The 18,895-nt window shown below is 69.0% G+C and carries 19 protein-coding genes; 15 read left to right on the top strand and 4 right to left on the bottom strand.

Annotation, left to right across the window (positions count from 1 at the left end):
• Positions 1-70 precede the first annotated feature (70 nt).
• Complete coding sequence (locus ACOYR3_RS04350; protein ID WP_422845267.1) at positions 71-787, top strand: RNA polymerase sigma factor FliA; 717 nt, start codon at positions 71-73, stop codon at positions 785-787.
• A 182-nt stretch (positions 788-969) separates the two neighbouring features.
• Here the strand turns inward: ACOYR3_RS04350 and ACOYR3_RS04345 are convergent, their stop codons facing one another.
• The 3 genes from ACOYR3_RS04345 to flgA form a co-directional block, all read right to left on the bottom strand.
• Positions 970-1,344: a hypothetical protein gene (locus tag ACOYR3_RS04345; RefSeq protein WP_422845266.1), complete on the bottom strand. Its 375-nt coding sequence runs from the start codon at positions 1,342-1,344 to the stop codon at positions 970-972.
• A 124-nt stretch (positions 1,345-1,468) separates the two neighbouring features.
• Positions 1,469-1,795: a flagellar biosynthesis anti-sigma factor FlgM gene (gene flgM / locus ACOYR3_RS04340; RefSeq protein ID WP_422845265.1), complete on the bottom strand. Its 327-nt coding sequence runs from the start codon at positions 1,793-1,795 to the stop codon at positions 1,469-1,471.
• Positions 1,796-1,888: 93 nt separating this feature from the next.
• Positions 1,889-2,614 carry a flagellar basal body P-ring formation chaperone FlgA gene (gene flgA, locus ACOYR3_RS04335; RefSeq protein WP_422846522.1) on the bottom strand — a complete coding sequence of 242 codons (726 nt, stop codon included), beginning with the start codon at positions 2,612-2,614 and terminating at the stop codon, positions 1,889-1,891.
• Between the two features lie 285 nt (positions 2,615-2,899).
• Between flgA and flgB the strand changes: the two genes are divergently transcribed.
• The 12 genes from flgB to ACOYR3_RS04275 all read left to right on the top strand — a co-directional run bounded on the left by flgB (position 2,900) and on the right by ACOYR3_RS04275 (position 15,529).
• A complete protein-coding gene (gene flgB / locus ACOYR3_RS04330; RefSeq protein WP_422845264.1) occupies positions 2,900-3,334 on the top strand; it encodes a flagellar basal body rod protein FlgB in 435 nt (144 codons plus the stop codon).
• A gap of 33 nt (positions 3,335-3,367) precedes the next feature.
• Positions 3,368-3,772: a flagellar basal body rod protein FlgC gene (gene flgC, locus ACOYR3_RS04325; protein WP_422845263.1), complete on the top strand. Its 405-nt coding sequence runs from the start codon at positions 3,368-3,370 to the stop codon at positions 3,770-3,772.
• 31 nt (positions 3,773-3,803) lie between these two features.
• A complete protein-coding gene (locus ACOYR3_RS04320) occupies positions 3,804-4,457 on the top strand; it encodes a flagellar hook assembly protein FlgD (protein WP_422845262.1) in 654 nt (217 codons plus the stop codon).
• A 49-nt stretch (positions 4,458-4,506) separates the two neighbouring features.
• On the top strand, positions 4,507-5,787 hold the full coding sequence (gene flgE / locus ACOYR3_RS04315; RefSeq protein ID WP_422845261.1) for a flagellar hook protein FlgE: 1,281 nt from the start codon (positions 4,507-4,509) through the stop codon (positions 5,785-5,787).
• A 91-nt stretch (positions 5,788-5,878) separates the two neighbouring features.
• Positions 5,879-6,619, top strand: coding sequence for a flagellar basal-body rod protein FlgF (gene flgF / locus ACOYR3_RS04310; protein ID WP_422845260.1), 741 nt, complete (start codon positions 5,879-5,881; stop codon positions 6,617-6,619).
• Between the two features lie 40 nt (positions 6,620-6,659).
• Positions 6,660-7,442 (top strand): flagellar basal-body rod protein FlgG, encoded by a 783-nt coding sequence (gene flgG / locus ACOYR3_RS04305; RefSeq protein WP_291485624.1) that lies wholly within the window; start codon positions 6,660-6,662, stop codon positions 7,440-7,442.
• 32 nt (positions 7,443-7,474) lie between these two features.
• Positions 7,475-8,164 carry a flagellar basal body L-ring protein FlgH gene (locus tag ACOYR3_RS04300; RefSeq protein ID WP_422846521.1) on the top strand — a complete coding sequence of 230 codons (690 nt, stop codon included), beginning with the start codon at positions 7,475-7,477 and terminating at the stop codon, positions 8,162-8,164.
• A gap of 434 nt (positions 8,165-8,598) precedes the next feature.
• Positions 8,599-9,741, top strand: coding sequence for a flagellar basal body P-ring protein FlgI (locus ACOYR3_RS04295; protein ID WP_422845259.1), 1,143 nt, complete (start codon positions 8,599-8,601; stop codon positions 9,739-9,741).
• A 140-nt stretch (positions 9,742-9,881) separates the two neighbouring features.
• Positions 9,882-10,796: a flagellar assembly peptidoglycan hydrolase FlgJ gene (gene flgJ, locus ACOYR3_RS04290; protein ID WP_422845258.1), complete on the top strand. Its 915-nt coding sequence runs from the start codon at positions 9,882-9,884 to the stop codon at positions 10,794-10,796.
• 165 nt (positions 10,797-10,961) lie between these two features.
• On the top strand, positions 10,962-12,938 hold the full coding sequence (flgK, locus tag ACOYR3_RS04285) for a flagellar hook-associated protein FlgK (RefSeq protein ID WP_422845257.1): 1,977 nt from the start codon (positions 10,962-10,964) through the stop codon (positions 12,936-12,938).
• A gap of 25 nt (positions 12,939-12,963) precedes the next feature.
• A complete protein-coding gene (gene flgL / locus ACOYR3_RS04280) occupies positions 12,964-14,217 on the top strand; it encodes a flagellar hook-associated protein FlgL (protein WP_422845256.1) in 1,254 nt (417 codons plus the stop codon).
• Positions 14,218-14,296: 79 nt separating this feature from the next.
• A complete protein-coding gene (locus ACOYR3_RS04275; RefSeq protein WP_422845255.1) occupies positions 14,297-15,529 on the top strand; it encodes an HDOD domain-containing protein in 1,233 nt (410 codons plus the stop codon).
• Between the two features lie 178 nt (positions 15,530-15,707).
• On the opposite strand, the gene ACOYR3_RS04270 is transcribed toward ACOYR3_RS04275, so the two are convergent.
• A complete protein-coding gene (locus tag ACOYR3_RS04270) occupies positions 15,708-17,195 on the bottom strand; it encodes a PLP-dependent aminotransferase family protein (RefSeq protein WP_422845254.1) in 1,488 nt (495 codons plus the stop codon).
• 147 nt (positions 17,196-17,342) lie between these two features.
• Here ACOYR3_RS04270 and ACOYR3_RS04265 point away from each other — a divergent pair, with 147 nt between their 5' ends.
• Together ACOYR3_RS04265 and ACOYR3_RS04260 are read left to right on the top strand one after the other, a co-directional pair.
• Entirely contained in the window at positions 17,343-17,957 is a 615-nt protein-coding gene (locus tag ACOYR3_RS04265) for a LysE family translocator (protein WP_422845253.1), read from the top strand.
• On the top strand, positions 17,954-18,871 hold the full coding sequence (locus ACOYR3_RS04260; RefSeq protein WP_422845252.1) for a DMT family transporter: 918 nt from the start codon (positions 17,954-17,956) through the stop codon (positions 18,869-18,871). The genes ACOYR3_RS04265 and ACOYR3_RS04260 overlap by 4 nt, the downstream gene beginning before the upstream one ends.
• Positions 18,872-18,895: the final 24 nt, after the last annotated feature.

The raw sequence follows: 18,895 nt of genomic DNA, 5'->3' as shown, positions 1-18,895 counted from the left end.
CCGCATCGCCGCTCCCCCGCCACCGCGCACTTCTCGCAACCACGCTCTCAACGTGCATAACACGCTTTGTATGTACACCGCCAAAGGCCAGCTTGATCGTGACGCGATGATCCGCCAGCATGTGCCGCTGGTGCGGCGCATTGCACACCACATGATCGCCAAGCTGCCGCCCAATGTGGAGCTGGACGACCTGATCCAGGTCGGCATGATCGGCCTGGCCGATGCCCTGTCGCGCTACGAGGCGGCGCAGGGCGTGCAGTTCGAAACCTTCGCCACGCAGCGCATCCGCGGCGCCATGCTTGACGAGCTGCGCGAGGGCGACTGGATGAGCCGCAGCTCGCGCAAGAGCCAGAAGGACATCGAGCACGCCGTGCAACGCCTGGAGCAAAAGCTCGGGCGCAGCCCGCTGGAGTCGGAGATCGCGGCCGAGATGGGCATGGGCCTGGCCGAGTACCAGAACCTGCTGGGCAAGGTGCGCGGCACGCAGCTCGTGTACCTGGAAGACATGACGCACGGCAACGAGGACGAGGAAGGCTTTCTCGACCGCCACGTGGCCGACAGCGATGCCGACCCCATGGAGCTGCTGCGCGACCAACGGCTGAAGATGTCGCTCGTCAATGCCATCAAGACGCTGCCCGAACGGGAACAGCACATCATGGGCATGTACTACGAGCACGACATGAACCTCAAGGAAATCGCCGCCGTGCTGGGCGTCACCGAGTCGCGGGTGTGCCAGCTACACAGCCAGTCCATCGCGCGCCTGCGCGCCAAGATGCGCGCGCACTGACGGCCGCGCGCCCTGCTGCCCGCCCACCGCCCGCCCGCAGCGGCGGCGCCGGCTTCCTCTTCAGCGGGAAGCACTATCAAATCAATAGCTGCTTGCACTTTCCCCGCAAGGCATTCAGGCGGTTTTACCTCTGCAATGCCCGCGGGCCTTGCACTGGCCGCTATCTTTTTTGATGCCCTGGGTCAGCCCGCCGACTTGTAGATGCGGGCCACGCCCGGCTTGCCGACGGGTGCGCCCCGTCCGTCGCCATACGTGGCCGGCGCACCAGCTTGCGGAACCAGGCCGGCGACCTGCCAGTCGGCGTTGGCGGACAGCCGCGCCAGGCTTTCGCGGTGGACGGCCAGCATGTTGCGGATGCCGTCCATGCGCTTTTGCAGCGGCGCCGGCAGCGGGCGGCCCCGTTGCCCCGACTGCTCCACGGCTTGCGCAAACCGGGCGGCTGCGTCGCGCAGGGCGGCGCTGTTCTGTTCCAGGGACTGGGGATCTGCCGCCAGGAGCGCGGCGGAGACTTTTTCGATCAGCTGCTCAACAGCCAGGAGGGATTCTTCCAGCGACATGGCCCATTGTGCGTTGAAGGGCGCCTGCCTGCCAAGCCGAAAGGGAGGAGGAAGCGAAGAGAGATGAAGCGGGAGGCGAGAGGAAGGAGGCGGGAGGCGAAGGCGAAAACAGGGAGGCCGGGCATCAGCCGCGCGAGCGGGACAGGATTTCCTGGGCGTTGGACAGCAGCTTGTCGGCAATGGCCTCGGCGTCCACCGAGAACGTGCCCTTTTCAATCGCGGTGCGCACGGCCTTGACCTTGCTGGCGTCGAAATCGGCGGTGGAGCGCTGGGTCTGGTCCAGCGCACGGGCGGCCAGGGACACCGTCACGGGCACACCGGCGGGAGACGCTGCGGCCACCGCAGCGTCCTTGGCAGCTCCTTCAGCAGCGCTGGGCGGACTTTTGGCTTGCTTGGCAAGCCCCGTCTGCGCCAAGGCGCCCGGGAGTTCCGGTTTTTGACCAATCTTCATCGCTCTCTCCACCACCCCGTGTGATGTGGGGCACAGTAGCAATGTTTTCGACCCTTTTCGCCCGGACTTTAGTCATTTCTTGCCGCAGCGTCATCACAAAGCCACGACAACTGTTCCATTCTCATTGACAGTTCCACTGACGATGCGCCCATTGTCCATGCGGATGCGCACGATCTGCCCGACCCCGCCCGGCGACAGGGCCTGCCCTGCCGAACTGATGGCGTAGCCGGGGCCCTGGGCCACCACCTTGACCTGGGCCCCGGCACGGAACAGCTGGGGCGGGCGGACCATGGCCTGGCGCAGCGCCTGGCCGGCCATGAGCTGGCGGGCCGCGACCTGGCCCACCCACATCTCGGGCTGGGCCATCACCGGCGCGGACTCTTCCGCCCAGTCCACTTCCGCCTGGGTGGCGTCGTCGGCGGTGAGCACCGCGCCGGGCGCCACCGGGCCGGTGAGCACCCAGGCCGGGCCGAAGGCCTTGACCGTGACCGGCAGGTACACGTTCCAGGCCGTGGGGCCCTCCACGCAGCGCAGCCCCAGGCGGGTGCGCCCCCACAGGCGCGAACCGGCGGGCAGATAGGGCTCCACCCGTGCGCAGGGCGCCAGGCGCAGCCGCGGATCGAGCGAGCCCACGCTCACTTCCATGCGCAGCGCCGTGCCGGCGGGCTGGTTGCGGGCCATGGCGTCGTTCAGCCAGCGCTGGGTCAGCGGCGCCAGGTCCACCCCGGGCTCGGCGGCCGAAGGGGCTTGCGCCTGCGCGCCCCCGGCGCCGGCCAGCAGCAAGACGGCGGCTACCGCCGCCCAGGCGGCGCGCGGCATGGCGGGCCTGGAGCGGCGTTGCGCGGGCGCGTGGGCGCGGGCGGGGATGGTTGCAAAGGGTGATGGCATGGGGCCTCCGGGGCATGGGCGCCTTCGCGGCCCCGCGCGGGGCCCGAAGGCTATTTCACCGCTGCAACTATAGGCAGCCGCACCGGCCGCAAAACGGGGAACTGCGCAGCCATTGCCGCGTTCTTCGCGCTTTAGAAAAACGTGCCGGTTTTCATAATCAAGCCACGCCGGAAAGCCCCCCGCCCGGCGCCTGTGAAACCCTGGTGTGAGGCGAACATGCTTGACAAGATGACGAACCGGCTGGACTTCCTCGGCAACGCGCTGGTGCTGCGGGCCGAGCGCCAGCGCGCCATCGCCAGCAACATTGCCAACGCCGACACGCCCGGCTACGTGGCCCGCGACATCAGCTTTGCCGATGCCATGCGCGAGGCCTCGGGCTCGGGCGTCACCCGCCTGGCCACGGGCGGCTCCGTGGGCACCGCTGGCGCCACGGACCCGCGCCACATTCCCCTGCCCGCCGCAGCCTCCGGCAGCAGCACGCCCGGCGCGCTGGGCTATTCCGTGCAGTCGCAGCCCAGCCTGGACAACAACACGGTGGACCTGGACCGGGAGCGCGCCAACTTCGTGGACAACGCCGTGCGCTACGAGACCACCCTGCGCTTCATCAACGGCAACGCCAAGACCATGCTCAGCGCGATCCAGGGCCAGTAACCCCGCATTGCAGCGCAGAAAGCGAGTTTTTCCATGTCCATGTTCTCCATCTTCAGCGTCTCTGGCAGCGCGGTGAGCGCCCAGTCCCAGCGGCTCAACGTGGTGGCCAGCAACCTGGCGAACGTCGACGCGGTGGCCGGGCCGGACGGCCAGGCCTACAAGGCCCGCCAGGTGGTGTTCCAGACCGCGCCGATGGGCGCGGACAGCTCCGCCGGCGTGCGCGTGAGCGCCATCAGCGAAAGCAACACCCCCGGGCGCCGCGTGCACGACCCCAGCCACCCCTCGGCGGACGCCGAAGGGTATGTGACGCATTCCAACGTCAACGCCGTGGAGGAGATGGTCAACATGATTTCCGCCTCGCGCTCGTACCAGAACAACGTCGAGGTCATGAACACGGCCAAGTCGCTGCTTCTCAAGACCCTGCAGATGGGCCAGTAACCAACGCTCGCCGTTCCAAGGAAGCCCCACCATGATCCTCAGCGCCACCAACGCCCCTTCGGTGACCGACGCCACCGGCACCAAGGCCAATGCCGCCACCGACCCCGCCGCCGCGCAGGACCGCTTCCTGAAGCTGCTGGTCGCGCAGCTGAACAACCAGGACCCGATGAACCCGCTGGACAACGCCCAGATGACCTCGCAGATTGCGCAGATCAACACGGTGACGGGCATCCAGCAGCTCAACCAGACCATGCAGAGCATGGCGGCGCAGTTCAACTCGCTGCAGGTGATGCAGGGCACCTCGCTGGTGGGCCGCAGCGTGATGACCGAAGGCTCCACGCTGTCCATGACCGACAAGACCGGCAAGGGCGGCTTCGAGCTGGCCTCGCCCGCCACCAACGTGAAGGTCGAGGTGCTCAACGCCAGCGGCCAGGTGATCGAATCCGTGGACCTGGGCGCCAAGGCCGTGGGCCGCCACACCTTCGAGTGGGACGGCAGCCAGTACAGCGGGCCCACCGAAGGCCTGAAGTTCCGCGTGAGCGCCGTCAACGGCTCCACCAAGCTGGACAGCACGCCCCTGGCGCTGTCCAAGGTCACGGCCGCCGGCGCCGAGGACGGCCAGCTCATGCTGACCCTCGCCAACGGCCAGACCATCAACTACAGCCAGATCAAGGCGCTGGTCTGATCCCTCGCCGGGCCACCGATCCAATCCCCGTCTCAACCAGGAGAACACCATGAGTTTTCAGCAAGGCCTGTCGGGCCTGAACGCCGCCAGCCGGAACCTCGACGTCATCGGGCACAACATTGCCAACTCCAACACCGTCGGGTTCAAGGCCTCGCGGGCCGAGTTCGCTGAAATGGTGGCGTCCGCCATCGGCTCGGCCGGCGGCTCCAACGCCGGGATCGGCGTGGAGGTGGGTGCGGTCTCGCAGCAGTTCACGCAAGGCAACCTGACCATCACCGGCAACAGCCTGGACGTGGCCATCAACGGCAACGGCTTCTTCACCCTGACGCTGCCCGACGGCACGCCTGCCTACACCCGCTCCGGCAACTTCAAGCTGGACAAGGAAGGCAACATGATCACCAACGACAACGCGAAGGTGATGGGCTACCCGGTGGACCCGCTCACCGGCCTGCGCTCGGGCACGGACCCGGTGCCGATGGTGTTCCCCACGTCCGAGCCCATTCCGGCCAAGCAGACCTCCACCATCACGGCCGCCTTCAACCTGCCTGCCACCGCCAAGGACGCCGCGGGCGACCCGACCGCCACGCCGCCCGTCCCTGCCACGCCGCGCGCCACCTATGGCACGTCCATCAACGTGTTCGACAGCCAGGGCGTGGCCAAGCCGGTGAACCTGTACTTCCAGAAGACCGCCACCGCCAACACCTGGGACGTGTACGACCAGCTGGACGACCCCACCGCCACGCCCCCGGTCGTGGCCTCCCCCATCGGCCAGATCACGTTCGACAACAACGGCGCCATCACCGGCCCGGCGGCCACGCCCCCGGCCACGGGCTTTGCGCTGCCGCTCACCATCAACCCGACGCCGCCCAACCCCAACAACCTGCCCGCCTTCCCGGTGTCGGTCAGCCTGGACAAGGTCTCGCAAAGCGGCAGCAAGTTCTCGGTCTCCACCCTGAGCCAGGACGGCTACACCACCGGCGAGCTCACGGGCATCAACATCGAGAACAACGGGATGATCATGACCCGCTACTCCAACGGCGTGACCCGTGCCGAAGGCCAGCTGGCGCTGTCGAGCTTCCGCAACACACAGGGCCTGGCGTCCGTGGGCGGCAACAACTGGGTGGCCACGTTCGAGTCGGGCCAGCCCGTGGCCGGCACGGCCACCGACGGCAATTTCGGCTCGCTGCGCTCGGGTGCACTGGAAGACTCCAACGTGGACCTCACGGCCGAGCTGGTGAACATGATGACCGCCCAGCGCTCCTACCAGGCCAACGCCCAGACCATCAAGACGCAGGACCAGGTGATGTCCACCCTGGTCAACCTGCGCTGACGAGGGCGCTATTTCAAGCCAAAACAGCCTCTAGCGCTTATCCATAAAGCGCAAGCAGCTATCAAAACAGAAGCAACCGGAAACCCCTGCCATGGACCGCATCATCTACACCTCGATGACGGGCGCGAACGCCGCCGCCCACCGTCAGGCCGTGTTGTCCAACAACCTGGCCAACGCCTCGACGCAGGGCTTCCGGGCCGAGATGTCCACGTTCCGCTCGGTGCCGGTGCAGGGCGATGGCTCCAAGACCCGCGTGTTCGCGCTGGAGGCCACGTCGGGCTACGTGAACACCCCCGGCCCGGTGCAGCGCACCGGCCGCAACCTGGATGCCATGGCGGCCGGCAACGCGTGGTTTGCCGTGCAGGGCCTGGACGGCACCGAGGCGTACACCCGCGCCGGCACGTTCGAGGTGTCGGCCACCGGCCAGCTGGTCACCCCCACCGGCCTGCCCGTGCTGTCGGACGGCGGCGCCCCGATTGACGTGCCGCCCGGCGCCGAGGTGACGCTGGGCAGCGACGGCACCATCACGGCCAAGGCGGCGGGCCAGCCCGCGCAGGCCATCGGCCGGCTCAAGCTGGCCACCCCCACGGCCGAGGATCCGCTCAAGCGCGGCGACGACGGCCTGTTCCGCGCCGCCTCGGGCGACCCCCTGCCCAACGACGCCAACGCCCGCATGCTGGCGGGCGCCCTGGAAGGCTCCAACGTGAACCCGGTGGAGGCCATGGTGGGGATGATCGCCGCGTCGCGCCAGTTCGAGCAGCAGATGCGCCTTCTGCAGACCGCCGAGACCAACGACAAGACCGCCAGCCAGCTGCTGAGCATGAACGGCTGAGGCCGCCTCCCGCGCCGCCACGCCACAAGGAAGCACCACCATGATCAACTCCCTCTGGATCGCCAAGACCGGCATGTCCGCCCAGCAGACGCAGCTGGACGTCATCTCGCACAACCTGGCCAACGTCTCCACCACGGGCTACAAGCGCAACAACGCGGTGTTCGAAGACCTGATCTACCAGAACCTGCGCCAGGTGGGCGCCAACACCACCGAGCAGAACCAGCTGCCCACCGGCCTGCACCTGGGCCTGGGCGTGCGCACGGTGGCCACCAGCCGCAACTTCGTGCAGGGCAGCCTGCAGGAGTCCAAGAACAGCCTGGACGTGGCCATCAACGGCAACGGCTTCTTTGAAGTGACCATGCCGGACGGCACGCTCGGCTACACCCGCGACGGCTCGTTCCAGGTGGACTCCCAGGGCCGCCTGGTCACCTCCAGCGGCCTGCCCGTGGCCAACGGCATCACCATCCCCAACAACGCGACCAGCGTGACGATCAGCGCCGACGGCGTGGTCTCCGCCACGGTGCCGGGCAACACCCAGCCCCAGCCGCTGGGCAACCTGGCCATGTCGGCCTTCGTGAACCCGGCGGGCCTGGAGCCCATCGGCCAGAACCTGTTCAAGGAATCGGCGGCTTCGGGCCAGCCCCAGCAGGGCACCCCCGGGACCAACGGCCTGGGCGTGCTCAAGCAGGGCTTCCTGGAGGCCTCCAACGTGAACGTGGTGGAAGAGCTGGTGAGCATGATCCAGACCCAGCGCGCCTATGAAATGAATTCCAAGGCCATCCAGACTTCGGACCAGATGCTGGCCAAGCTGGCCCAGCTGTGAGCCCGATGACGACGACAGGAGCGATTGCCATGATGCTGCAGTTCACCCGCCTCTTTGCCCTGCCCGCCGCCCTGGGCGCGCTGCTGCTCACCGGCTGCGCGACGCTGTCGCCGCCGCCGCCGGTGGACATCCTGCCCACCACGCCGCCGCCGCTGGCCGCCGCGCCGCGCACCCCGCCGCCCGTGACGGGCAGCCTGTTCCAGCAGGCCAGCTACCGCCCGGCGTTCGAGGACCGGCGCGCCCGCATGGTGGGCGACAACGTGACGGTCATGATCGTCGAGAACGTGACGGCCAGCCAGAAATCCTCGTCCACGGTGGACCGCGACTCCAAGACGTCCGCAGGCGTGACGGCACTGCCGTTCACCGGCACGGCCTTCACCGACAAGCTGAGCGTGGGCGCCACCTCGGGCAACACGTTCTCCGGCAAGGGCGGCACCGAAAGCGCCAATACCTTCACCGGCTCCATCACCGCCACGGTGGTGGATGTGCTGCCCAACGGCCACCTGGTGGTGACGGGCGAAAAGCAGATCGGCGTGAACCAGAACGTGGACGTGCTGCGCTTCTCGGGCACCGTGGACCCGCGCGCCCTGCAGCCGGGCAGCATCGTCAACTCCACGCAGGTGGCCAACGTGCGCGTGGAGTCGCGTGGCCGCGGCGCCCAGAGCGAGGCCCAGGCCATGGGCTGGATGGGGCGGTTCTTCAACACCATCACGCCGTTCTAGAGAGGCACCCCCTGAGGCGCTGCGCGCCTTCCCCCTCTCTCGCTGCGCGGGAGGGGGACGCCGCCAGCGCGGCGGGGCGGCCCTTGCGCGGCGGCCCGCGCTGGGGCCGCGCCGATGCAGCGGCAGCGGCAGCGGCAGCGGCAGCGGCAGCGGCAGCGGCAGCGGCAGCGGCAGCGGCAGCGGCAGCGGCAGCGGCAGCGGCAGCGGCAGCGGCAGCGGCAGCGGCAGCGGCAGCGGCAGCGGCAGCGGCAGCGGCAGCGGCATTGCGTTATTCAAAAATGATAGCTTTCAGCGCTTGTCCAGCAAGCGCTGGAGGCCGTTTTTATTCATAACTCTCACCCGGAACCGGCACCCTGCACGAGTGCCGCAATAAGCCGGTGAACCCGCTTCTTTTTGGGTTTTAGTTCCCGGCCGCGCCGACCACAATCGGTGCCATGAAAGCCTTGTCCCATCCCCCGTTTTCGCGCGCCGCGCGCCTGCTGTGGCTGGTGCTCGCCCTGGCGGCCGCCAGCCTGGCGCTGCCGGCCCAGGCCCTGCGCATCAAGGAAGTGGCCGCGGTGCAGGGCGTGCGCAGCAACCAGTTGACAGGCTACGGCCTGGTGGTGGGCCTGGACGGCACCGGCGACCAGACCACGCAGATGCCCTACACCACGCAGGCCATGTCCAACTACCTGCAGCAGATGGGCATCAGCCTGCCGCCCAACGCGGCCTCGCAGCTGCAGCTCAAGAACGTGGCGGCCGTGATCGTCACGGCGCAACTGCCTGCGTTTGCCCAGCCCGGCCAGCTGATCGACGTGAACGTCTCGTCCATGGGCAACGCCAAGTCGCTCAAGGGCGGCACCCTCATCGTGACCCCCCTGCGCGGCGCGGATGGCGAGATTTACGCCCTGGCCCAGGGCAATCTGGTCGTGGGCGGCGCGGGCGCGTCGGCCGGCGGCAGCAAGGTGCAGATCAACCACCTGAGCGCAGGCCGCATCCCCCAGGGGGCGCAGGTGGAACGCTCGGTGCCCACGCCGCTCAACGAGGGCGACACGATCAACCTGGGCCTGAACGCCTCGGACTTCCAGACCGCCCGCCGCGTGGCGCAGGCCATCAACGCCAAGCTGGGCAGCGGCCTGGCCACCGCGCTGGACGGCCGCACGGTGCAGGTGCGCGCCCCGCTGGACCCCGGCGCCCGCGTGGGCTTCATTGCCGACCTGGAAGAGCTGCCGCTGGAATCGTCCGCGCCGTCGGCCAAGGTGGTCATCAACGCGCGCACGGGTTCCGTCGTGCTGAACCAGGCCGTGACGCTGGGGCCCTGCGCCATCGCGCACGGCAACCTGTCCATCACCATCAGTTCCACCCCCGTCATCAGCCAGCCGGCACCGCTGTCGCAAGGACAGACCGTGGTGGCGCAGCAAAGCGACATCCGCATCAACCAGGAGCCGGGCAACATCATCCAGATGCCGCCGTCGCCCCAGCTAGCCGACGTGGTGAAGGCCCTGAACACGCTGGGCGCCACGCCGCAAGACCTGCTGGCCATCCTGCAGGCCATCAAGGCCGCAGGCGCGCTCAACGCGGAACTGGAGGTCATATGACCCCCCTGAGCCGCTTTGCGTCTTCCCCACAGGGGGACACCGCCAGCAGCCTGGCAAAGCCCGTTCTGCGGCGGTCGCTGGCGTGCGCCACGCCTGCGCGACGCGCAATGAGCACGAGACACTGAGCCAGGAGCTTGACCATGGCCCTCACCCTGCCCTCCTCCGGTAGCACCGCCAGCCCGTCCAACGCGCTGGCGGTGGACATCCGCTCGCTCAACACGCTCAAGTACGACGCCGGCACCGCCAACAACGCGCAGACCACGCGCGAGGTGGCCAAGCAGTTCGAGTCGCTGTTCATGCGCGAGCTGATCAAGAGCATGCGCGATGCCACCATGAAGTCGGGGCTGATGGAGGGCGAGCAGGCCAACCTGGGCCAGGACATGCTGGACCAGCAGCTGTCGGTGAACATGTCGGGCCAGCCAGGGGGCTTGTCGGAGGCCATCGCGCGCCAGCTCTCGCGCCAGATGGGCGGGGCCGATGCCAACTTTTCGGTCCCCTCCACGCTGAGCCTGCAACAAAGCCTGCGCCGCGCGCCGGCGGCCCCGTCCGGCGCGGAGACCACGGCTCCCGCCCCCAAGGGCCGCGATGCCTTTGTGCAGCACCTGTCGGGCACGGCCGAGCGCGTGTCGCAGGAAAGCGGCATCCCGGCCACCTTCATGCTGGGCCAGGCCGGCCACGAGACGGGCTGGGGCAAGAGCGAGATCCGCAACAAGGACGGCTCCACCTCGTTCAACCTGTTCGGCATCAAGGCCGGCAAGGGCTGGACGGGCAAGGTGGCCGAGATCACCACCACCGAATACATCAACGGCAAGGCCCAGAAGGTGACGGCCAAGTTCCGGGCGTACGACTCGTACGAGGACTCGTTCCGCGACTACGCCCGCCTCATCAAGGAAAGCCCGCGCTACGAGAAGGCCGAATCCGTCGCCCAGACCGGCTCGGCCACGGCCTATGCCTCCGCGCTGCAGAAGGCGGGCTATGCCACCGACCCCGCGTACGCCAAAAAGCTCAGCGGGGCCATCAACAGCGTGCAGCGGACCCTGCGGGAACAGGCTTGAGATGAAGCACCCCCTGAGTCGCTTCGCGCCTCGGTGCCGCCACCAGAGGTGGCAGCCCTTCGGGAGGGGTGCGCACCCGGTGGCCTGGCAAAGCCCGTTCCACGGGTGCACTGGCCTGGCGCGCGCCAGTTCGAAGGCCGGAGATATCGAAATGCGAGGTAAGCCATGAGCCTGCTCAACGTCGGCGCCCGCGCGCTGCTGGCCAACCAGGTGGCGCTGCAGACGGCGGGCCACAACATTGCCAACGTCAACACCGCGGGGTACTCGCGGCAGACCGTGGTGCTGCAGACCGTGCAGGGGCAGTTCACCGGTGGCGGCTACATCGGGCAGGGCGTGGACGTGCAGACCATCCTGCGCAACCAGAGCGAGCTGCTCACGCGCCAGTCGGCCACGGCGGGTTCGGTGCAGTCCGCCGACATCGTGCGCGCGGAGCGCCTGCGCCAGCTGCAGGAGGTCTTCAGCGGCGGCACGGGCGGGCTGGGGGCGGCCATCAACGACATGATGAACGCGTTCACGGACGTGGTAGGCGCCCCCACCGACATCACCGCCCGCACGGTGGCGCTCACCCGCATGGACGAAACCGCCGCGCGCATGCGCTCTGCGGCCGACCGCATCAACGAGATCCAGTACACCGTCTCGGAGCAGCTGCAAAGCAGCATCACCGCGGTGAACAGCCTGGCCGAGCAGATGGCCAACGTGAACGAGCAGATCGCGCGCGCCCAGGGCAACGGGCAGACGCCCAACGACCTGCTGGACCGGCGCGACCAGATCATCCGCGAGATCAACCAGTACGTGCAGACCACGCAGATCCCCGCCGATGACGGCACGGTGGGCCTGTTCGTGGCCGGCAGCCAGCCGCTGGTGCTGGGCACCACCGCCACCAGCCTGTCGGTAGGCGACGCCACGGCCTTCCCCGGCAGCGGCCAGACCAAGCTGTTCTTCAACCGGCCCGGCGCCTCGCCCATCGAGATGGACGAGAACGTGCTGGGCGGCGGCTCCATGTCCGGGCTGCTGCGCTTCAGCAACAACGACCTGGCCGAGGGCCGCAACCTGCTCGGGCGCATGGCCATGGCCATCGGCATGTCCATGAACGAGCAGCACAACCTGGGCCTCACGCTCGACGGTGCCATGGGCAAGGACCTGTTCGCCCTGCCCACCAGCATGCCGGGCCACACCAACGGCGCCGGCGTGGGCACCGTGTCGTTCACCGGCCCCACGCAGTTCGCCGCGTCGGACTACGAGATCCGCTTCACCACCGGCACGGCCGGCCAGGTGGTGCGGCTGTCCGACGGCAAGTCCACGCCGTTCACCGACGCCGCGAACCTGGCCACCCTGCAGATCGACGGGCTCAACTTCAACCTGACGACGCCGGGCAACCCGGGCGAGCGCATGCTGTTCAAGCCGTTCAGCACGGCCGCAGCCAGCATGCAGGCCCTGGTGTATTCGCCGCGCGACCTGGCCGTGGCCAACCCCGTCAACGCGGCCATGGGCACGTCCAACAGCGGCACCCTGCAGCTGGCGGGCCTGAAGGCCACGGGCCTGCCCAACCCGCCCGGGCTGGTGCTGCCGCCCAACGCCAACCCTGCGGCGGTGCCCCCCATCCTGGGCGGCATCCAGCTGCGGTTCACCGCCGGCCCGCCGACGACCTACGACGTGCTCGACCGCGGCACGTCGCCGCCCACCACGGTGGCCGCCGCCCAGCCCTACACCCCGGGCACGCCGATTTCCATCAACGGCTGGGAGATCAAGCTGCAGGGCTCGCCCAACACCGGCGACACGGTGGTCGTCGGCAACGCCATGGACCCGCAGTACGGGGACATGTACACCCGCAACTCCGGCAACGCCAGCGCGCTCATGGGGCTGCGCGACGTGAAGATGTTCGACGAATCCACGTTGTCCGACGGGTTCGCGGGCGCCATTGCCCAGGTGGGCACGCGCACGCAAAGCGCGCTGTACGCCGCGGACCTGTCCACCACCATCGCCGCGAACCTGGAGCGCGACCGCACGGCGATCTCGGGCGTCAATCTGGACGAGGAGGCCGCCAAGCTGATCCAATACCAGCAGGCCTACCAGGCATCCTCCAAGATGATCCAGATCGCGCAGAACATCTTTGACTCGCTGATCCAGGGCATGGGCCGGTAACGGCCGAACCAATGGGAGCTAGGACATGAGCAACACCATCTACCGCCTTGGCACGGCCAACATGTACGACAACGCGCTGCGCAATCTGGGCGCGCGGCAGACATCCCTGTCCAACCTGCAGGAGAACCTGACCTCCGGCAAGCGGGTGGTGCGCGCCAGCGACGATCCGGTGTCGGCGGCGCAGGCCGAACGCGCCATCAACCGGCTCTCGCGCATCCAGACCGAGCAGCGCGCGCTGGAAACCCAGCGCAACGCCATCGCCCAGGCCGAATCCTCGCTGGGCGACGCGGTGGACCTGATCCAGAAGTTCCGCGAGCTCGTGGTCAACGCCGGCGACGGCACCCTCACGCCCAACGACCGCACCACCATTGCCAACCAGTTGCAGGGCCTGCGCGAGCAGCTGGTGGAAGTGGCCAACCGCAAGGACACCAACGGCATTCCGCTGCTGGGCGCACTGGGCAGCGCCCTGGCACCGTTCCTCGGGCCCATGAGCTCCTCGCCGGACTACAGCTTCGCCGGGCTGCCGGGCCAGGGCGCCAGCAGCGGCGTGACCATTCCGGGCACGCTGGACGGCGATGCCACCTTCATGTTCGATCCCCAGCGCGACGGCGTCTACACGGCCGGCGTCAGCACCATCCCCACCGGCCGCGCCCTCAACACCTCCGCCATCAAGCCCGTGGACACGAGCCTGGTCACGGGGGACAACTACACCATCACCTTCAGTGCGGTGGGCCCGGGCGCCACGCCCGGCACCACCACCGCCACCTACACGATCACCAACACCACCACCGGGGCGGTGTCCCCGCCCGTGGTGGTGCCGGACTTCCCGTCGGACAAGCCGATGTCGGTCTCCGTGACGGGCATTCCCGGGCTGCAGTTCGACATCAAGGGCACGCCCGCCAACGGCGACACCATCACGCTCAAGCCCAGCCCCAGCATGTTCAGCACCATGGACGCCGCCATCAACGGACTGCGCTTTTCCCCCGACAGCAACGCCGCGGCCCAGGTGGTCGGGCAGGCGCTGGGCAACATGGACATCGGCCTGGAGCGCATCCACAACATGCGGGGCTACGCAGGCGAGCTGCTCAACCGGGCGGACCGCATCACCGGCGACCAGGACAAGCGCTCCATCCAGCTGGAGGGAGACCGCTCGCGCGCCGAGGATCTCGATATGATCAAGGGCATTTCGGACTTCCAGAACCAGCAGGTGGGCTACGAGGCTGCGCTCAAGTCCTATGCGCAGGTTCAGAAGCTGTCCCTGTTCAACTTCATCGGTTGAGTGTGTCGATTCCCGGGCGGGCCACCCGCGGCGGCAGATGCCGCGCGGCAGGCCCCGCCCGCTACTTGCCTGAGAGCACATGGTCCAATCTGTCCTTGGCCGCCTGATCCTGGGCTACCGCCCCCTGTGGAGCCGCGCGCGCAAGCTCGCCGGCATCCAGCTGTACGTGCACAGCGATGCCTCGGCCATGGTGGACACCGCCCACCTGCTGCGCACGCTGCAGGAGCTGTGGACGGCCAGTTCGCCGCCCGTGCTGCTGTCCCCCCAGAACCACCAGCTCCTGTGCGACATGCTGGACAACGCCCCGCGCGGCGCGCCGTGGATCGAGGTGCGCGACCGCTGGCTGTCCGACTCCACCCTGTTTGCGCGGGTGAAGGCCGCGCACCAGCGGGGCCTGAAGCTGGTGTGGCGCGGCGAGTTGGGCCGCCTGCCCGAGCCCGAGGTGGCCCAGTGCTTTGACAACAGCCTGCTCAGCCTGCGCCCCGAAGACGCCGTGGCGGCCCTCAAGCCCCCGCCCGTGCGCACGGGCGGCAGCCCCGCGCAGCCGCCGCGCGCGGCCAACCCGCTGCTGGCGGGGCAGATGTACGAGAACATCGAGAGCCGGGCGCTCATGGAGCAGTGCCTGGACCATGCCGGTGCCCTGGCGCTGGCCGGCTGGCCCGCGGAAGACGTGCTATACAGTCTGCGCCACCAGCCGCAGCAGCCGTCGCACGCGGTGATCTTCAGGCTGATGAAGGCCATCGACGCCGAGCAGTCGCTGGAGACGTTCGAGGACATCCTGGGGCAGGACCCCATCCTGGCGTACCGTTTCATGGTCTACACCAACTCCGCAGCCCTGGGCCTGCGCACGGGCATCGATTCGCTGCGCCGCGGCCTGGTGATGATGGGCTACGGCTCCATCGGCCGCTGGCTGTCCGACCAGCTGCCCCATGCCAGCAACGACCCCAACATGCAGCCCGTGCGCGAGTCCATGGTGATGCGCGCGCGGCTCATGGCGCAGTTGCTCGACGCGGGCATCGAGAACGACCTGCGCCGCGAGATCTACCTGTGCGGCCTGCTGTCGCAGCTGGACGAGCTGCTGGGCGAGCCGCTGGGCGCCATCCTGCGGCGGCTGCCGCTGTCCGAGCGCATCTACGACGCCACGGTGCTGCGCACCGGCCCCTACGCCGGCGGCCTGCAGATGGCCGCCGCGCTGGAGACCGACGACGCCAGCGCCATCCGCCACCTGTGCGAAACCCACGAGATGGACCGGGAAGAAGTCAACCGCGCCCTGCTGCGGGTGCTGTCCGATCTGGACGTCGACCGGAAGTGAATTCCCCCTGAGCCGCTTCGCGTCTTCCCCCGAAGGGGGACGCCACCAGCGGCCTGGCAAAGCCAGTTCCGCGGTGGCACGGGCGGGGGCTGAGCCCCTTGCACAAGTCCGCCGGCTAGTGGCGCGCCCGCTCACGCCCGCTCGGACTCCGGCGCGGCGCTCAGAACGTTCTCAGGGCCTACCGGCCCTGCTCGGCCCGCACGCGCTCGAAGGTTCTCCAGAACGCGGCGTCCTGCGTGGTGGCGAAGTTGATGCGCATGAGCGTGCTGGGCTGGCGCTCGGCATGGAACAGCGCGCCGGGGGCCAGCAGGTAGCCCTCGTCCAGCATGCGCTGCGCCAGCGCGTCCGTGTCCACGCCGGTTTCCACCCAGCCAAACAGCCCCACCGGCTCCGCCGCGAACGTGCAGCCGGCTCCCAGCGCCAGCTTCACGCTGCGGGCCCGGGCTGCGTCCAGGCGCGTGCGGATGCGTTCGGCATGGCGGCGCAGCTGGCCCTGCTCGATGCACAGGGCCAGGGCTTTTTCCAGCAGCGCGGGGGTGGTCAGCGTCGCCAGCAGCTTGGTGTCCAGCATCTGCTCCACCAGGGCCGTGGGCGCGGCCATGAAGCCGATGCGCCAGTTGGGCGCCAGGATCTTGGCGAACCCGCTCACGTAGATGGTGCGCTGCAAGCCGTCCAGCGCGGTCAGCCGCGTGGCGTGCTCGGGCGCGATGTGGCTGTAGGTGTCGTCCTCCACCACATGGAAGTTGTACTGGTTGGCCAGCTGCAGGATGCGGTGCGCGCTGCCCGGCGAGAGGCAGTAGCTTGTGGGGTTGTGGAACACGCTCACGCTCACGTAGAGCTTGGGCTGGTGCGCCTCGCAGTACTTGGCCATCACCTCCAGGTCCGGGCCGTCAGCGCGGCGGGGCACCGGCAGGATGCGCATGCCCAGGGCCGCCAGCCGCGCAAACTCCACGGCCCAGCCGGGCTCCTCCACCATCACCGGGTCGCCGGGGCGCAGCAGGGTGCGGCTCACGATGTCGAGCGCATGCGTGGCCCCCACCGTGGTGATGATCTGCTCGGGCGCCGCCTGGACGTTGAGCGTGGCCAGCTTCTTGGCCAGCACGCGGCGCAGCCCCGTGTCGCCCAGCGGCTCGCCGTACTGCAGCGAAAAGTCCTGCAGCGACCGCGTGCTGGTCACCTTGCGCACCGCGGCGGGCATGAAGGTGGACTCCAGCCAGGCGGGCGGAAACACGCCCATGCCGGGCTGCGGCTTGTCGCTGACCTTGTGGAACATGCCCCGGATCAGCGCGGTGGCATTCACCGGCGGCGCCCCGCGCGACGGCCCCCGGCCCGCGCCGCGCGCGGCAAACCAGTGGGCCGTTGTCCAGTTGCCCAGGGCGCCCTCGGCCTCGGGCGGGAGGGCATCGTCCGGGGCCGCGCGCTCCGCCAGCCCCGCCGTCATCTCGCGCACGAAGAACCCGCGGTTCTTGCGCGCCTCCACCAGGCCCTGCGCCAGCAGCTGGTCGTAGGCGGCCACCACGGTGGAAGGACTCACGCCGTGCTGCTCGGCACACTGGCGCACGGACGGCAGCCGCGCGCCGGGCGCCAGCAGCCGGTTGCGGATACGCTCGCCAAAGCGCGCCGAAAGCTGCTCGGTCAGCGACTGGGTGGGGGTTTTCATCAACATTGCGCGCCTTTGTGTACTGTCATTTCGAGCAATACAGATGACAAACTGCGTTGCTTAACTGTACTGGTCGTGTACTGGGATCGAAGATTACATTGAAGCCAGGACGCTGACAAGTTCGCCCGCAGCGCCCGCCCCCGACCTACGCTGATGACCGCACCTGAACTGACCGCACTGCTGCTGTTTTGCACCGCGATGAGCTTCTCGCCGGGGCCCAACACCACGCTGTCCACCGCGCTGGCAGCCAACCTGGGCCTGCGGCGGGCCCTGCGCTTTTGCGTGGCCGTGCCCACGGGCTGGACGCTGCTCATGCTGGCCAGCGGGCTGGGCCTGGGGGCGCTCATCACCGGCGTGCCCGCCCTGCGCTGGGGCGTGACGCTGCTGGGCGTGGCCTACATGCTGTGGCTGGCCTGGAAGCTGGCCCGCGCAGCACAGCTCACCGAGGTGGACAGCAGCCGCCTGAACGTGACGTTCTGGCAGGGCGTGGGCCTGCAGTTCGTGAACATCAAGGCCTGGATGCTGGCCCTCACGCTCAGCGCGGGCTGGGTGGTCAACGCCGCGGGCCAGCCGGCCGCCAACCCGGGCGAGCGCCTGGCGATCATCTGCGCGGTGATGATGGCGTTTGCCTTTTGCAGCAACTTCGTCTATGCCCTGGTGGGCTCGCTGCTGCGCCAATGGCTGGCGCAAGGGCGCCGCCTGCTGTGGTTCAACCGCGCGCTGGCGGCCGTGCTGGTGGCCACCGCCGCCTGGATGGTGACGCTATGAGCCCCACGCACGAGCGCGAAGCGCTGTTCTGGGGCCTGGTGGGCGTGACGCTTTTCGCGGCCACGCTGCCCATGACGCGGCTGGCCGTGGGCCCGGCGGAGGCCCCCCAGCTGTCCCCCTGGTTCGTCACCTTCGGGCGGGCCGCGGCCGCAGGCCTGCTGTCCGTGGCGTACCTGCGCTGGCAGCACGTGCGTGGGCGGCTGAACGTGCCGGTGCGCGCGCAGTGGCCCCTGCTCGGCACCACGGCGTTCGGCGTGATCGTCGGGTTTCCGCTGTTTCTTGCGCTGGCGCTGCGCACCGTGCCCAGCACCCACGGCGCGGTGGTCACGGCGCTGCTGCCGCTGTCCACGGCCGTGCTGGGAGCGCTGTGGTACCGGCAGCGGCCGTCTGCCGGCTTCTGGGCCTGCGCGCTGGCGGGCAGCGGGCTGGTGCTGGGCTTCATGGCCTGGCGCGCGGGCGGCCTGTACCTGGGCGCGGCCAACCTCTACCTGCTGGTGGCGATGACCACCGGCGCCTTCGGCTACATCGGCGGCGCACGCCTCACGCCCAGCCTGGGAGCCGAACAGGCCATCTGCTGGGTGCTGGCCTGCAGCCTGCCGCTGACGCTGCCCGTGGCGTGGTGGTTTGCGCCGGCTGCGCCCGGCGCGGTCAGCGCCATGGCCTGGACCGGCTTTGCCTACGTGGCGCTGTTCTCGATGTGGATCGGTTTCTTCGCGTGGTACCGCGCACTGGCGCTGGGCGCCGTGCGTGTGAGCCAGATCCAGCTGGTGCAGCCCTTCTTGAGCCTGCTGTTCGCCGTGCCCCTGGTGGGCGAGCGGCTGGACGCCACCACACTGGTGTTTGCCCTGGCCGTGATCGCCACCGTGTACCTGGGCAAGAAAATGCCCATCCAACCCGCCCGGAACCCCGCATGAGGTGGCAGACAATGCGGAACCCCT

It is taken from the genome of Acidovorax sp. M2(2025), assembly GCF_049330835.1.
Lineage (GTDB): Bacteria > Pseudomonadota > Gammaproteobacteria > Burkholderiales > Burkholderiaceae_C > Acidovorax.
This window is presented reverse-complemented; position numbering and strand designations above follow the sequence as displayed.